This window comes from Novosphingobium sp. BL-S-19, from assembly GCF_055521675.1.
On record NZ_CM145497.1, the window covers coordinates 326,619 to 340,995 of the forward strand.

At 63.4% G+C, this 14,377-nt stretch carries 13 protein-coding genes; 9 read left to right on the plus strand and 4 right to left on the minus strand.

Annotated elements, in window-relative coordinates; all coding sequences use genetic code 11:
- The first annotated feature begins 345 nt into the window (after positions 1-345).
- The 5 genes from ACZ1JV_RS01470 (at position 346) to ACZ1JV_RS01490 (ending at position 7,130) form a co-directional block, all read left to right on the plus strand.
- Complete coding sequence (locus ACZ1JV_RS01470; RefSeq protein WP_465149306.1) at positions 346-2,667, plus strand: arylsulfatase; 2,322 nt, start codon at positions 346-348, stop codon at positions 2,665-2,667.
- 350 nt (positions 2,668-3,017) lie between these two features.
- Entirely contained in the window at positions 3,018-3,668 is a 651-nt protein-coding gene (locus ACZ1JV_RS01475) for a response regulator (protein WP_465138881.1), read from the plus strand.
- A 113-nt stretch (positions 3,669-3,781) separates the two neighbouring features.
- Positions 3,782-4,807 (plus strand): SphA family protein, encoded by a 1,026-nt coding sequence (locus ACZ1JV_RS01480; RefSeq protein WP_465149307.1) that lies wholly within the window; start codon positions 3,782-3,784, stop codon positions 4,805-4,807.
- Positions 4,808-4,875: 68 nt separating this feature from the next.
- A complete protein-coding gene (locus ACZ1JV_RS01485; RefSeq protein ID WP_465149308.1) occupies positions 4,876-6,102 on the plus strand; it encodes a BamA/TamA family outer membrane protein in 1,227 nt (408 codons plus the stop codon).
- A gap of 170 nt (positions 6,103-6,272) precedes the next feature.
- A complete protein-coding gene (locus tag ACZ1JV_RS01490) occupies positions 6,273-7,130 on the plus strand; it encodes a Na+-dependent transporter (protein ID WP_465149309.1) in 858 nt (285 codons plus the stop codon).
- A 55-nt stretch (positions 7,131-7,185) separates the two neighbouring features.
- Here ACZ1JV_RS01490 and ACZ1JV_RS01495 read toward each other — a convergent pair whose 3' ends face one another.
- A complete protein-coding gene (locus tag ACZ1JV_RS01495) occupies positions 7,186-7,848 on the minus strand; it encodes a M24 family metallopeptidase (protein WP_465149310.1) in 663 nt (220 codons plus the stop codon).
- Positions 7,849-8,574: 726 nt separating this feature from the next.
- Here ACZ1JV_RS01495 and ACZ1JV_RS01500 point away from each other — a divergent pair.
- Positions 8,575-9,660 (plus strand): sensor histidine kinase, encoded by a 1,086-nt coding sequence (locus ACZ1JV_RS01500; protein WP_465149311.1) that lies wholly within the window; start codon positions 8,575-8,577, stop codon positions 9,658-9,660.
- On the opposite strand, the gene ACZ1JV_RS01505 is transcribed toward ACZ1JV_RS01500, so the two are convergent.
- On the minus strand, positions 9,602-10,252 hold the full coding sequence (locus ACZ1JV_RS01505; RefSeq protein WP_465149312.1) for a response regulator: 651 nt from the start codon (positions 10,250-10,252) through the stop codon (positions 9,602-9,604). The genes ACZ1JV_RS01500 and ACZ1JV_RS01505 overlap by 59 nt on opposite strands.
- Positions 10,253-10,686: 434 nt before the next feature.
- Between ACZ1JV_RS01505 and ACZ1JV_RS01510 the strand changes: the two genes are divergently transcribed.
- Positions 10,687-11,127 (plus strand): EF-hand domain-containing protein, encoded by a 441-nt coding sequence (locus ACZ1JV_RS01510; RefSeq protein ID WP_465149313.1) that lies wholly within the window; start codon positions 10,687-10,689, stop codon positions 11,125-11,127.
- Positions 11,128-11,306: 179 nt separating this feature from the next.
- On the opposite strand, the gene ACZ1JV_RS01515 is transcribed toward ACZ1JV_RS01510, so the two are convergent.
- Both ACZ1JV_RS01515 and ACZ1JV_RS01520 read right to left on the minus strand, forming a co-directional pair.
- Positions 11,307-12,026, minus strand: coding sequence for a hypothetical protein (locus ACZ1JV_RS01515; RefSeq protein WP_465149314.1), 720 nt, complete (start codon positions 12,024-12,026; stop codon positions 11,307-11,309).
- 1 nt (position 12,027) lies between these two features.
- Positions 12,028-12,840, minus strand: a complete 813-nt coding sequence (locus ACZ1JV_RS01520; protein ID WP_465149315.1) for a DUF2092 domain-containing protein — start codon at positions 12,838-12,840, stop codon at positions 12,028-12,030.
- A gap of 267 nt (positions 12,841-13,107) precedes the next feature.
- Here ACZ1JV_RS01520 and ACZ1JV_RS01525 point away from each other — a divergent pair, with 267 nt between their 5' ends.
- On the plus strand, positions 13,108-13,644 hold the full coding sequence (locus tag ACZ1JV_RS01525; protein WP_465138871.1) for a DUF4136 domain-containing protein: 537 nt from the start codon (positions 13,108-13,110) through the stop codon (positions 13,642-13,644).
- On the plus strand, positions 13,644-14,306 hold the full coding sequence (locus tag ACZ1JV_RS01530; protein ID WP_465149316.1) for a YidH family protein: 663 nt from the start codon (positions 13,644-13,646) through the stop codon (positions 14,304-14,306). The genes ACZ1JV_RS01525 and ACZ1JV_RS01530 overlap by 1 nt, the downstream gene beginning before the upstream one ends.
- Positions 14,307-14,377: the final 71 nt, after the last annotated feature.

Here is a 14,377-nt window from a genome sequence, read left to right on the forward strand (position 1 = left end):
TCATCGGCGCTTCGGCCGAGACCCTTGCGAGACTCGCCTGCCCGCATCGGACTTGGCCATGGGCAATTTCCTTGTGTTCGCCTGGGGGTTTTCCCGATGACTGGCCCGATGGCGGCCTGCGCGTTCCATTTGCGGGGACATTTCGGGGGCGCATCGGGGAATCTCGGCAGCTTCCTCGGGAGAAGTCCCGATGGCCTCGCCCGGCGATCCGGTTACTTCCTGATGTCGTGGCGCGTCGCCGAGCCGCCGGATGTCCTTGAACACGGCGCGTCACACATTTTCCGGCGGCATTTGCGCGCTGCGGCCGCCGCAGCGGACGATTATCGACACCGAAGGAGACTGGCAGTGGCCCAGAAGGAATTCAAAGGCGTCATCAAGCTCGACATTCGCGATTCGAAAGCGGACTGGGAGCCGTTCCTGCCACCCAAGGCCCCCGAAGGCGCCCCGAACGTTCTGATCGTGCTCTATGACGATACCGGCCAAGCGGCATGGCAGCCCTATGGCGGCGGCATCAATATGCCCACGCTGCAGAAGCTGGCGGACAACGGGCTGATCTACACCCAGTGGCACACCACCGCGTTGTGCTCGCCCACGCGCTCCTGCTTCCTGACCGGCCGCAACCATCACCTGAACGGCATGTCCTGCATTACCGAGGCATCGAACGGCTTTCCGGGCTGGAGCGGCCGCGTGCCCGAAAACTGCATGACCATCGGCCAGATGCTGCAGGACAACGGCTACAGCACGTTCTGGCTGGGCAAGGACCACAACGTGCCCGAACAGGATATCTGTTCCGGCGGGCCGAAGAGCGAATGGCCGCTGCAGAAGGGCTTCGACCGGTACTACGGCTTCCTCGGCGGAGAGACCAACAACTGGTATCCCGACCTGGCCGAGGACAACAAGTTCATCGACCAGCCCTATCTTCCCGAGGACGGCTATCACCTGTCCAAGGACCTCGTCGATCAGGCCATGCAGATGATCCGCGACCAGAAGGCCAGCAACCCTTCGAAGCCCTGGTTCACCTGGCTCTGCCCCGGCGCCAACCACGCCCCGCACCATGCGCCGAAGGAATATGCGGACAAGTACAAGGGCAAGTTCGACGACGGCTACGACGCCTATCGCAAGTGGATCGTGCCGCGGATGATCGAGAAGGGCCTGCTGCCCGCCGGCACCAAGCTGGAAGACTTCAACCCGGTCCGCGAGGATCAGGCTAACCCGGCCGACTATGTCCGCCCCTGGGAGGAACTGAGCGCCGAGGAGAAGAGGCTCTTTTCGCGCATGGCCGAAGTCTATGCCGGCATGTCCGAATATACCGACGTGCAGGTCGGCCGGCTGATCGACTATCTGGAACAGAGCGGCCAGCTGGACAACACCATTATCCTCTACTGCGCGGACAATGGCGCATCGGGCGAAGGCGGCCCGAACGGTTCGGTCAACGAAAACAAGTTCTTCAACAACTATCCCGACTCGATCGAGGAAAACCTCAAGTATCTCGACGTGCTGGGCGGGCCGGAAACCTACAACCACTATCCCACCGGCTGGGCAGCGGCGTTCTCCGCGCCGTACAAGATGTTCAAGCGCTATTCGGAATATGCCGGCGGCACCGCTTGCCCGATGGTCATCCACTGGCCCAAGGGCATCAAGGCCAAGGGCGAAGTGCGCAACCAGTACCACCACGCAGTGGATCTGGTGCCCACCCTGCTCGAATGCATCGGCATCGAGATGCCCGACAGCTATCGCGGCGTGAAGCAGCATCCGCTGTCCGGCGTGTCGATGAAGTACAGCTTCGAAGCGGACGGCAAGACGCAGAAGAAGCGCCAGTACTACGCCATGCTCGGCACCCGCGGCATCTGGGAAGACGGCTGGAAGGCCGCCGCCATCCACGCGCCGCTCACCAGCAAGGGCCACTTCGACCAGGATGACTGGGAACTCTACCATGTCGATGAGGATCGCTCGGAATCGATCGACCTTGCCAAGGAGCATCCCGAAAAGCTGGAAGCGCTGATCAAGGCGTGGTTCGAGGAAGCGGACGCCAACAACGTCCTCCCGCTCGACGATCGCAGCGCCGCCGAAGTGCTGGGCACCGAACGCCCCTCCACCGAAGCGCCGCGCGAACGCTACATCTACTATCCCGGCACTTCGCCGGTTCCGGAAGGCGTGGCCGTCAACGTGCGCGGGCGTTCGTACAAGATCATCGCCGATGTCGATATCACCGACACGACCGAAGGCGTGATCTTCGCCCATGGCTCACGCTTCGGCGGGCACTCGCTGTTCATCAAGGACGGCAAGCTGCATTACGTCTACAACTTCCTCGGCATCAAGCCGGAACAAAAGTTCTCTTCGGACAAGCTGGCCCCCGGCACCTATTCGCTGGGCATGGAGTTCATCCGTGAAAAGGCCGGTGAATACGGAGAGTCGCTCGGCAAGACCACGCTCTACGTCAACGAGCAGGCCGTCGATTCCGGCGACATGAAGACCCAACTCGGCAAGTTCACGCTTTCCGGCGACGGTCTCTGCATCGGGCGCGACAGCGGCGATGCCGTCAGCGAGGAATATGCCTCGCCCGGCGAGTTCAAGAACGGAACCATCCGCGGTGTGGGCGTGTCCGTCGAAAAGGAACAGTACCTCGACCTCGAAAAGCTGGCCGCTGCCGCAATGGCGGTTGACTGAGCCCCCTTGCCGCAGGCGAGGCGGTGGGCAGCAGGATGGGCGGGTGCTTCGGCACCTGCCCATTTCGCATTTGGCCCATTTCGCATTTGGCCCATTTCGCATTTGGCCTATCCTGTTTTTCCGGATCGTCGCCTTCACGCCCTTTACGCATGACAATCGTTGTCACTAATATGCAGTATTACAAAGGGATAGCCTTTCTTTCTGGCCTTCGTGGACGGTTCACACATATGCTCCCCGATCCTAGGGAAAACCCTGATTGAACGTCTCGGTAGTGCGACGATGATGAGGGTCCGCGCTCATGACCTTGAGAACGGACCGCCTGAACACGAAACAGGGGAAAGGGGGTTCTCATGCATCAGCCCACAAGCAGGATACTCATCGCCGACGATCATCAGGCGATGCGTCAGGGCGTAAGGACCCTGCTCGAATCCGATCCCGTCTTCCAGATCATTGCGGAAGCCGGCGACGGGCGGGAAGCGCTGAACCTTGCGATGGAAACCAAGCCGGACATCGCCATTCTCGACTATTCGCTGCCGCTGATGAACGGGTTGGAACTCACCCGCTCGATCAAGCACGCGCTGCCGCGTACCGAGATCCTGATCTATACGATGCATGACCGCGAAAGCATCCTGATCGACGTGCTGCGCGCCGGCGCGCGGGGCTATGTGTTGAAGTCCGACAGCGGCACGCATCTGGTCACCGCGGTCAAGGCGCTGGCCAAGCGCAAACCCTATTTCTCCGGCGCGATCTCCGAAACGCTGCTGGAACACTTCATCGAAAGCGATCACGGCCCGGACAAGGCCATCACCCTCACCGCGCGCGAGCGGGAGATCGTGCAGCTGATCGCCGAGGGCAAGCTGAACAAGCAGATCGCACATATCCTGGAGATCAGCGTGAAAACGGTGGAAACGCACCGCGCCGCCGCCATGCACAAGCTGAAGATCCGCACCACGGCCGAACTCGTGCTCTACGCGGTGCGCAACAATATCGTCGAACCATAAAGGGTTCCGCTCCGCCACCCCGGTAAGCGCGTAGCCGAAACCGGGGGTAAACCCCGATTCAGGCGGCGCTGCCGGTCCTGCACAATCGCGGGGAAACAGGGCAGGAGCGGGCCATGGCCGTCTTGAATTCACAGCATCGCCGCAAGAGCGCGTATCTCATCTCTATCGCCGGGGCCGCCGGCCTGTTCGCCGCCGCCACGCCGGCGCTGGCGACCGAGGGCGGCGCCAGCATCTACCTCTTGGGTTCGGGCGGGCCGGCGGCGGCGGTGCAGCCACCGGTCGAAGGCGTCTACATCGACAGCACCTATTATTACTACGACGGCGGCGTCGATGCCGACAAGAGCCTGGTGGTGGGCGGCAAAGTCGCGGCCGGGCTCGATTCGGTGATCGTCGCGCAGTTCGTCACGCTGCTATGGGTGCCTTCGACCAATTTCCTGGGCGGCACGGTGGCGCTGGGCGGTACGATGCCGGTGGCGGCCCCCATGGTCAAAGCCGATCTGACGGTAACCGGGCCGCTGGGCAACAGCATCACCCGCTCGGTCCGCGATAGCACGCTGACGGTGGGCGATCCGCTCGCCACCGCGTCGCTGGGCTGGGCCTGGGACAAGTTTCACCTCACCGCCAGCAGCTTCGTCAACATTCCCGTCGGCCACTACCGCGAGGATCAGCTGGCAAACATCTCCTTCCACCGCTGGGCGGGCGACGCCTCGCTGGCGGCGAGCTGGCACGATACCAAGTCGGGCTGGGACCTTTCCGCCAAGGCGGGGGTGACGTTCAACGGCACCAACACCTACACCGACTATAACAGCGGCAACGAGTTCCACCTGGAAGGCGCGGTGGAGAAGACCTTCTCTCCCAAGTTCTCGGCCGGGATCCAGGGCTACTGGTTCAAGCAGATCAGCGCCGATACCGGTTCCGGCGCCAAGCTGGGGCCGTTCGAGGGCGAAGTGGCGGCACTGGGCGGAACCGTGGCCTATAACACCGTACTGGGCCGCAGCCCGACGACGTTCCGCCTGCGCGTGCTGCAGGAATTCGACGCCAAGCGCCGCCAGGAAGGCACTGTCGCCATGTTCAGCGTGACCGTGCCGTTGAAGATGAACCTGCCCCCGCAAGCCGCGCCGGCGGCGGCCACTGAGTAGAGCGATGGCCAGTAGAGCGATGGCCGAGTAGCCCGGCACGGAAGGGCACAGCGAAGGGAGCAGCGGACATGCCCTCAATCGTCCCCGGCAAGCGGCCCTGCCGCCGGCTACGCGCTGCCTCGCTGATCGCTTCTCTGGCCCTTTCCGTGTCTTTCCCCGCTCTCGCCCAGCAGCAGATGCAAGTGCAGCAGGTGGCGACCGATGCCGTCACCGCCGGCACGGCGCTGGGCAACGACAAGGCCGCCCGGAAGGATGAGGCCGCAGCGCCTGATGCTAATCCCGCCGAAAAGAAGAAGATGAAGCCCGACCTGCTGGTCGTCCCCATCCCGATGTCGAACCCGACCTTGGGCGCCGGCCTGATGCTGGCCGGCGTGATGTTCTACAATCCCAACGGATCGGAGCAGCCCTGGGTCACCGGCGGCGGCGGCTTTTACACCAGCAACAAGAGCTGGGGCGGCGGGCTGGTGCACAGCATGGCGCTGGCCCATGATCGCTTCAAAGTCCTGCTGTTCGGCGGCTATGCCAACGTCAACGTGAACTTCTACGGCATCGGCCCCAATGCCGGCGCGCGCGGCGTTTCGGTGGACATGCAGGACAAGGGCACGCTGGTGATGGCGCAAGGCCAGTACCGGCTGGCCAAGAATCTCTACATCGGCCCCCGCTTTCAGCTGATGAAGATCAATTCGCGGATCGAACGCGAAAATCCGCTGTTTCCCGATCTGAACCTGCCGAAAGGCGTGCTGGACAGCCAGATTTCCGGCCTTGGCCCCGCCATCGATTTCGACAGCCGCGACAATCAGTTCGCCCCGCGCAAGGGGGTGAATGTCACGGTGGTCGGCCTGTTCAATACCGACTGGCTGGGCAGCGACTTCACTTACAACAAGTGGCAGGCCGCCGCGAATGTGTTCTTTCCGGTGACGTCCGGCGGCACGCTGGCGCTGCATGGGGGGATGTGCGCGGTATCGAAGGGCGGGCCGTTCTACGACTTGTGCATGTACGGCCAGAACAGCGATCTGCGCGGGTACGAGATGGGCCGCTATCGCGACGGCGCCTCATGGGCGGCGCAAGCCGAATGGCGCCAGCATCTGGGCGGGAAATTCGGGGCGGTATTCTTCGCGGGCGTGGGCGGAATTGCCGACAGTCTCGGCGATGTCGGCAATACCAAGATCCTGCCGAGCGCCGGCATGGGCCTGCGTTTCCGCGCCTCGCAGCAGACGGGCACCAACTTGCGGCTGGACTTCGCGATGGGGAAGGATTCGCACGCCGTCTACTTCGGCATTGGCGAGGCGTTCTGAGAGTCAGTTTGGAAATTCGCGAAAGAGCGAATTTCGCGGCGCCAGCCGGACTGCCCCACCCTGCCACCCTTACTGGATGCAATCCGCCCGCCGCCTCCGGGGTTTCCCCGATGAAAATCGCCGCGCGAAACGGCGATCATGACCTGCATTCCCAAGGGGAGGATTGACCGATGGAAATTGCCCGGCATCTGATTCCGCTGCTGCTTACCGGCAGCATCGCCCTGCTGGTCATGTCCGCGGGCATTGCCTCTTCGCGGGGAGACTTCGCCTATGTGCTCACCCGGCCCGCCTTGCTGGGGCGGGCGATGCTGGCGATCGTCGTCATTCCGGTCATCGCCGCGATCATCGTGATCGCGCTGTGCCCGATCTCTCACGCGGCAAAGGCGGCGATTTTCCTGATGGCCATCTCTCCCGTGCCGCCGCTGGTGCCGGGCAAGGCCCTGAAGTTCGGCGGCCATGCGGGCTATGCCTACGGCCTGCAGGCGGCCGGGGCGCTGCTGGCGCTGGTATTCGTGCCGGTACTGGGCGCCTGGGGAGCGCGATTCTACCACGTGCAGGCCCAGTTCCCGATGGCGGTGGTGGCGCACAATCTGCTGATCGGGCTGACGATTCCGCTGGCCATCGGGCTGCTGCTGGGCCGCGCCGTGCTGCACAACGTTTCCCCCGCCCTGCCGCGCACTTTGACGATGATTGCGAACGTCATGCTGGTACTGGCCTTCGTGCCAGTGCTGATCGCGGTGTTCCCGGCGATGATGAAACTGGTGGGAGACGGCACGGTGCTGGCCATGGGCGCCGTGGTCGTGGTCGCGCTGATCGGCGGGCATCTGCTGGGCGGGCCGGAGCTTGCCAACCGTTCGACGCTGGCCTTCGCCGCATCCATGCGCCATCCCGGCATCGCATTGGCGCTGGCCGGCGCCAACCACGCCAACAAGGCGATCTCCGCCGCCGTCCTGCTGTTCCTGCTGAACGGCGTGCTGGTGCAGATCCCCTATCAGATCTGGATCAAGCGGAAGACGGCGCGCGGTTGAGGTCGTTTGAAAAATGCCCCCACGGGCATTTTCAGCGCGGCACCGGCAAAATCATTCAGACGAGCAGATCCTCGTGAAACGCGCCGAAAGGCCGCGTGGGATGGCGGATCTGCATTTCCAGAATCCACAACCCGGTCCCCGGAACGGCATCGAAATCGCCCAAATTGCCGCCCTTGTGCACCGAATGCGGATAGTCGCTGACGCGGTGCCCGCGAATGTCGAGGTTGAGCACCCAGCCCATCGCCTGCGCCTCTTCTGCCGCGCGTTCGTAAAGCGCGCGGCCGGATACCGCGCCGCCATCCCAGATCGCGCGCACCCGGTCGAACAGCACGCGCACTGCTTCGGCGCAGGCCTGCATCTCCGCATCGGCGCCCACCGTGAACGTCGCGCCGACATCGCCTTCGTGGCCCAGGAACACCGGGCCCATATCGATGAAGAAGATGTCGTCTTCCGCCAGCACCGCATCGCCGGAAGAACGGTCGCTGAAGATCTTCAGCGTATTGCTGCCAAAGCGGATCAGCAGCGGATGCCACGAACGCTCCATCCCCAGTTCTTCCAGCACGGCAAGACCGGCGGCCTGCGCCTCGCCCTCCGTCATGCCCGGCCGGACTTGCGCGGCGATCGCGTCCAGCGCGCGCCAAGACAGGGCCTGCGCCTCACGCAGCGCCGCGATCGAATAGTGCGGGCCAACGGCTTCGCGGGACTGCGGTGCGGACATGCAGGCTTCTCCGGATCTGGGAACGGACCGCCGTTTGCCGCCGCCATCGGACATTCGTCAAGCCACGGCCGCAAATTTGCGGAAGGCATGTCTTGCGGCGGGACCAAGAGGGTGAATCTTTTTTTAAGCTGAAGATTTTGCAACTACCGGAAACAATTCCGAAAAGAAAAATTCCCGATCCTGTTGCGCAGGCATCAATGAATGCCACGCCGTAAGCAGATGTCATTCAGGCCGCGATTTGCGCGAATCGATTCGCGCAAAAGCATGCAAAGAAATTGTCATGAACGTTTTCTGGCGAAGACTTCGCGTTCAATGGATTAGGCAAGATATCTGATTTAGGCGACGGCAACCTTTTGCATGCTGCGCTGCACAAGCGATCAACATTCCTTTTTGAAGGCTAACTCGCGCCTGTGGAGCCCCGCGAATCCATGGGGTTTCGTAGCTTTTGTTAGTTAACATCGCATTGTTCATAGAAAACGCACCCATGCGATGGTCTGCGGTGCAGGACGAATCCGTCAGCACGGCGATAGACTTTGGAGGTATATGCAATATCGATGGAGTACCTTACTTGAATTTGCTAATAGATGTACTGCCCTAAGCGGGTGCGGATACGAGGCACAACGCATGACGAATGCGAATTTTGGCAGTGAATCCGTCGTAATCGATTTACCCCTCGCCAGGATTTCAAAAGAAAATACCGGACTTGTGGCAGTGGTGCAGCAACTCATGCTCGCACTCCCCATCGATATCTTCACGGTCGGCTGCGATGGCAGGGTGCAAACCGCGAACCTTGCCCGCACCATGCGGTTTCTGGCGGGCCCCGATCACCGAAATTCCATTGTCGGTGCCCCTTTCGAGGCTGCGCTGGACCGTCTTCCGATCGACGAGACAAGCCGCGCGGAAGTCCGCGATCAATTAACAAGCGTACTCTACGGCGGCGTTCTGTCCGCCACGCGGTCCTATCGCCTGCTGGCGTCCGATCCCGATGTGGTGACGATCCATGCCACCCGCATGTCCGGGCCGATGGGCCAGATGCTCGTCGCGCTGGAGGGAGAGCGGAACGCCGTGGGCCAGCGCTGCTCCCGCCGTGCGCAACAGGCAAAACTGCTCCGCGCGCAGGATGAGGAACGCCGCCGCATCGCACGCGATCTGCACGATGGCACCTCGCAATATCTGGCGCTGGCGCAAGTCACGCTGGAAACCGTGCGCAAGGCGCATACGTTCGAGACGATCGAACAGGCCTGCGTGGAGATCGAGCGCGCGATCAGCACCGCGCAGCACCAGATGCGCACGCTGAGCTACGTGCTGCATCCGCCCGAGCTGGAGGCCGGCGGCATCGTCGAGGCGCTGGGCGCGTTCCTGAAAGGCTTCGCGCGGCGAACCGGGCTGAACGTGCGGTTCCACAACCTGGCCGGCTATCTTCGCCCCTCGGCCGATCTGGAACTGGCGCTCTACCGCGTGGCGCAGGAGGCGCTGGTCAATGTCGGCAAGCATGCTTTCGCCAGCTCGGTGGAAGTACGCCTGCGCAGTGTGGACAAGTATCTTGCCCTGGAGGTAGAGGACGACGGGATCGGTATCCCGGCGGACATCGCAGAGGGCCGGATGCGCGAAGCGGTCGGCGTCGGCCTTGCCGGCATGCGCGAAAGGGTGGAGGGGCTTGGCGGGATGTTCAGCGTGGAGCGCCGCCTGAACGGCACGCATATCGGCGCCTATTTCCCGCAGCGCCGTACCGACGATACGGCCAAGAGCCGCGTCACGGCTCAACGATATTGTTCCGAACCGCGTAAAGTACCAGCTCGGCAGTCGTCCTGATCTTCAGCTTGTGCATGGTCGCGGCGCGGTGCGTCTCGACCGTCTTCACGCTGATTTCCAGGATGTGCGCGATCTGCTTGTTCAGCTTGCCCTCCGCGATCAGCTGCACGATCTCCCGCTCGCGCGCGGTCAGGGTGATCCCCCGGTTGGCCTCATGGTCGCTCTCAATGAAGTGCTCCAGCAGCGTTTCCGAGATCGCGCCCGAGAAATAGGGCTTGCGGTTCGCCAGTGCCCGCACCGCGGCCACCAGATGCGTGCCGCTGTCGGACTTCAGCACATAACCCCGCGCGCCGGCGCGCAGCACGTCGATCAGGATGCTTTCGCGGTCGTGCATCGTGTAGATCAGGATTTCGGTGCGCGGCAGCGCGTGCTTGATCGCCCGCGTCAGTTCCAGCCCGTTCATCAGCGGCAGCGAATAGTCCAGGATGGCGATGTCCGGCGTAGTCTCGATCGCCAGATTCAGCGCCTCTCGCCCGTCACCGGCTTCGCCGATGACCTGGAAGCCCGCATGCGATTCCAGCAAGGTCCGTACGCCCTGGCGCATGGCCTGGTGATCGTCGGCGATCAGGATCCTGCTAGTGGTTGGCCGCATTTCGAACGTCTTTTCTCATGGTCTGTTTTCAGGTTCGCAAAGCTGGGTTCACCATCATCGTCTCGCCATATTTCCGATCAATCGGGATTTTCCCTAGAGCACCGGACTAACTCTTTGAAATATTGGTGCGGCTGGCAGAAATAAACCCGCATGATGCAGTAATCGGCAAGCAATACCGGTCGCTTTGCCCGAATTCCTGGAATGCATTGCTGCATTCTTCGATCTCTATTCCGCGATCCTGCCTCAAGATGGCGTATCCCGGATCGGTTCTGCGAAGCATTCGCCCGGATTCGATGCCTTGCCGGCGCCAAAATCCGATCAGCTACCGACTTTCCGCCGTCCATCTCAGTAGGAGTCTGGCTGGCCGCCCACCGGTTGCGCGCGCTATTTCCGGGGCGGCCATTCCGGTGAAACTTGGACCAGGGAGACGCATCATGCGCACGGGACCGAAAATTCTTATCGTATCCGCAATCCTGTCGTGCCTTGCAGCGGGCGAAGCGGCCAATGCGCAGGCGGGTGGACAGGCCGGTGCCGACCGCGCCGCGGCGTTTCAGCGCGCGGATCAGAACGGCGATGGACGGATCACCCGCGCCGAATTCGGGGCCGCGCGGGAACAGGAATTCGGGAAAATGGACCGCAACGGAGACGGCGCGCTGACGAAGTCCGACTTTCCGCGCCTGGCCAACAGCCGGCGTTACGGCGCGAAATTCGATAGCCTGTTCCGCTTTGCCGACACCAACCATGACGGCACGATCACCCACGCGGAATTCCGCAGCAACGATGATCGGACTTTCAACCTTGCCGACGCCAACCATGATGGCGTGATCGACCGCGCGGAGATCGAGCGGCTGCGGACCGCCCGGCAAAAGTCCTGAAACTCCGCTTGCGATTCCGGCGCCGCGTAATTCGCGCGTCACGGATTTGCGGCCTGTGACATTTCGTATCCTCCCGCTGCGTGCCCCGCCGGTTCCGGAAAATCCGCCGTCTTCCCCAAGCCCACGGGCCCAAACCCACTGGGCCGCCCCAAGGACACAGGGAAGACGGCCGATCCGGATCAGCCCGGCGGATTGACGATCAGATACGTCACGCCGGAACTCTGGTACTGCGGAAGGTACCAGATGTTGTCGCAGCTGAAGTAGGTGACGCTGCCGCGCACGACCTTCGGGCAATCCGGCGGCAGGGTATAGACCGTGGCGCCGACCGTCGTGCTCTGCTGCACCACCACCGTCGTCTGAGGCTGGGAAGCGCTGGCGACTACCGCCGCGGTGGTTCCCGCGACGATGCCGACGGCGGCGGCATCCCAGAAGGGATCGTCGTCCCAGCCCCAACCCCAGCCCCATCCCGGCGGAGGAGGCGGAGGTGGTGGTCCGGGGCGCGGCCCAGGCCCAGGCCCAGGTCCCGGCCCAGGTCCGGGATGAGGTCCTGGGCCCGGTCCCGGTCCGGGGCCCGGATGCGGTCCCGGGTTCGGGCCAGGGCCGGGGCCAGGTCCAGGATGAGGCCCCGGATTAGGCCCAGGCCCGGGGCGCGGGCCGGGGCCTTCACCGCCGCCACCGCCACCGCCGCCGCGCGGCACGGCGGGATTGCGGATGCCACCGCCGCCGCTGCCGGGTGCGTGGAAATTGACGGGCGCGCGGGCATGGAAGCCACCGCCTGCCGCCCCGCCCCGGAATCCCCCGCCGCCGAACCGGCGCTGCGCCTCTGCCGGGGTGACGGCGGTGGCGACAAGCGTCAGTGCGGAAACGAGCCCGGCGATCTTCACCATCCTGTCGCGCATCTCACTGCCCTCCCTTGAGGCTGGCCATCTTGATCGCCGTCGACTTGGGATCCGGCGTGAACGTGAAGTCCTTCGCGGTGAATGTCGGGGATGTGTTCCAGGTCAGCTCGGCGCTGTAGGACGGCCGAAGCGGATCGCTGCGATCGGTGATCACGATCTTCAGCGGCAACGGTGCCGGGCCGCGCGCGATCCACACCTGCCAGTCCAGATCCGGGCCGCGATAGATGAACTGGTCGGTCTCCTGCCCGTTCACCCGTGCAAACCCCACCCGAACGGCCGAAGTGATGCCGTCCGTCATCGGGCTTTCGGACCAGTAGAACAGGTCCGCCAGCGGCAGCATGATGCCATAGTCCGCGTAGATCTTGTCCACCGTCTGCCGGATCGTCGGCGGGGCGGCTGCCGTCGCATAGAAGTTCTGGCGCGGCACGTTCACGGTCATCGTCTTGCCGTCGTAGAAATACTCCCGCACCGCGCGGTCGGACTTCAGCTGGATGTAGAAGGCATTGGGCCGCTGGACGCGGTAGGTGCCCTCGTACCCCAGATGGACCACCAGATCGGTATCCTCCAGCGCGGCTTCCATAGTTGCATTGCTGCGGACCTCGAATGTCTTCAGCGTCTTCAGGTAGTTGCCCATGCCCGTCAGCGCCTGCAGCGCCACGGGGTCCAGCGTGCTGCTTGCGGTCGTGCCCGAGGTTGCAGCAGCAGAGGGGGTCTGAACCGGCGGGGTTTGGGCCGCGAGTGGCCCGGCCGGCACGATCAGAGCCAGCGTCACCGCGACCGCCCCGGCGACGGACCGGTTCTTCAGAAGATGCATCTTGTCTCTCCTGCGGGGAATATCGGCCGGCACGTTCACAGGTTTGGACAAGGCGGCACATCGGGAGAATCCCTTTGATGCCTGGGGAATTGTCTCCGTTCGGGGCGAGGGACAGTGCTGGGGGCCGAGCGTGGATTGACCGCCACTTCCGCCCTTTTGCGGCCCCATGCGATCCGGGTTGGCAGGTGCGCCTGATCAGGGAGATTCCCGATAGATGATCGCGCTTCCGCCCCCGATAGTCGGGGCAATTTCAGCAAGGAGGCAGCGATGAAAGCGCGCGCGGTAACCCTGGCCTTTTGCACGATGCTCGCCGCATCCTGCACCACAACGCCACAAGTCAGCTTTGATGCCGATCCGAACGCCAACTTCTCCCACTTCCGGACCTATAGCTGGGCCTATACGATCGCGCCGCAGGGCACCAATCCGCTGCTCACCCAGCGGGTGCGGACCTCGATCGACAACGCGCTGGCGGCACGCGGCTATACCAAGGCCGATCCGGGCGACTTCGCCATCGGCTTCACGCTGGGCGCGCGCAACCGCGTCGAAGTGTCCAGCATGGGCGCCTATGGCCCCTACTTCCGCCCGTGGGGCGGCTGGGGCGGCGGCTTCAACCAGGTGGACGTGCGCAATGTGACGGACGGCACGCTGACGATCGACGTCTACGACACCGCCACCAAGGCGGCCGTCTGGAACGGGCAAGCCACGCAGCAGGTGACCACCGACCAGATCTCGCAAGAGAAGGTGGACGTCGCGGTCAACGCGGTCCTCGCGAAATTCCCGCCGCCCCCCGCAGGAGCGAAGTGATGAGCACCAGTCCCCAGACGAAGACCGACCCAGGCAAGAGCGTGCGGCCCGAACGCATCGATCTACCCGCCGTGCCGGATCTGCCCAATGTCGAGAATCTGGAGGCCGATCAAGCCTCCACCCAGTTCTCGCGCTTTCGCAGCAATCTCTCGCGATTCCGCACCGGCCTTTCCGAACATCGGACCGATCTTTCGGAATTCCGCACGGATCTTTCCATGCATCGCACCGACCTGTCCGACCATCGGACCGAGATGTCGATGCGCCGCACCGGCATGTCCTTCCAGCGCACGCGGATGAGCGCGGATCGCACGCTGATGTCGGAAATCCGCACGGCGCTTTCGCTGATCGGCTTCGGCTTCACGATTTACCAGACGTTCAACAAGCTCTATCAGGCCAACGTCATCGCGCAGAGCCAGGCGCCGCGCAATTTCGGCATGGCGCTGATCGTGCTGGGCGTGGTGCTGCTGATAGGCGGCATCATCCGCCACCTGCAGTTCGCCACCGAACTGCGCGCAGAGCGCAAGGCGATGGCCGAGGAAGGCCTGGTCCACGCGGAAAGCGCCTTCCCGGTTTCGGTCACGTTACTCGTCGCGATCTTCCTATGCCTGTTGGGGGTTGCCGCCTTCGCGGGAATCGCCTTCAACTTCTCCGCCATGAACTGACACGGAAGCAATCGATGGAAAGCACCACTGCGACCGCCGTAGCCACTTCTGAAACCGTTATTGCCGAACGC